At 71.0% G+C, this 783-nt stretch carries 2 protein-coding genes; both read right to left on the bottom strand.

Going from position 1 to position 783, the window contains the following annotated elements; translation table 11 throughout:
• Nucleotides 1–148: 148 nt before the first annotated feature.
• The gene (locus EBM89_RS20790; RefSeq protein WP_122151430.1) at nucleotides 149–433 is read right to left on the bottom strand and encodes a WXG100 family type VII secretion target; all 285 of its coding nucleotides are present in this window, start codon (nucleotides 431–433) and stop codon (nucleotides 149–151) included.
• 14 nt (nucleotides 434–447) lie between these two features.
• Nucleotides 448–759, bottom strand: a complete 312-nt coding sequence (locus EBM89_RS20785; protein WP_122151429.1) for a WXG100 family type VII secretion target — start codon at nucleotides 757–759, stop codon at nucleotides 448–450.
• Nucleotides 760–783: the final 24 nt, after the last annotated feature.

The raw sequence follows: 783 nt of genomic DNA, 5'->3' as shown, positions 1-783 counted from the left end.
GCCACGTGCTGTCCTCCGCGTGAGTTCGTGACGCGTCGCCCCCTGCGACGCGATGACCGCGCGGTCGCGCCCGTCCTCACCTGCGAGCGAGGGGGCGCGACCGCGCGGGTCGTGCTGTGCACCCCGGGCAGTGCCCGGGGTGGGTGGTTCACCAGCGCGCGGCGTTGGACCGCTCGGTGGACTGGTAGTCCTCACCAGAGGTCGACACGGCCCGGCCCACGTCGGCGAGCAGCGCCTTCATGTCGGTCAGCGCGGCCTCCCACTTCGCCTTCGCGGCGGTGTAGGCGGTCGAGGCCTCACCGGACCAGTTCGCGCGCAGCGGCTGCAGCGAGCGGTCCAGGTCGTTCAGGCGGGACTCGATGTTGCCCGCGGAGGACTGGATGTCGGCGGCGGCGGTCGACAGACCCCCGAAGTTGACCTTGAGATCAGCCATCGTCAGCTCCCCGATCAGCCCAGCCGGCCCTGCAGGCGGCTGAAGGTGGACTGCTGGGCCTCGTCCGACGCGGTGTACGTCGACTGCGAGGTCAGCAGGTTGGACTCGAACTCGTTCAGCGCGGACACGATCTTGTTCGCGTCCTCACGCCAGCGCGCCATCAGCGCGTTGAACGCCACGGCGCCCTGGCCCTGCCAGTGCGACCCGATGCCCGAGAGCTTGCCCTCCAGGGCGCTCAGCTCACGCTGCAGCTCCCCACGGCTCTGCGCGACCGCGTCGGCGCCCTGCTTGAGCGCGCCATCTGCTGCGGAAACCTCTGCTGCCATGTCACCTCCCCCTCCACGGCCCGG

The sequence above is a fragment of the Cellulomonas triticagri genome (assembly GCF_003696205.1).
In the GTDB taxonomy this organism is placed as follows: Bacteria; Actinomycetota; Actinomycetes; order Actinomycetales; family Cellulomonadaceae; genus Cellulomonas; species Cellulomonas triticagri.
This window is presented reverse-complemented; position numbering and strand designations above follow the sequence as displayed.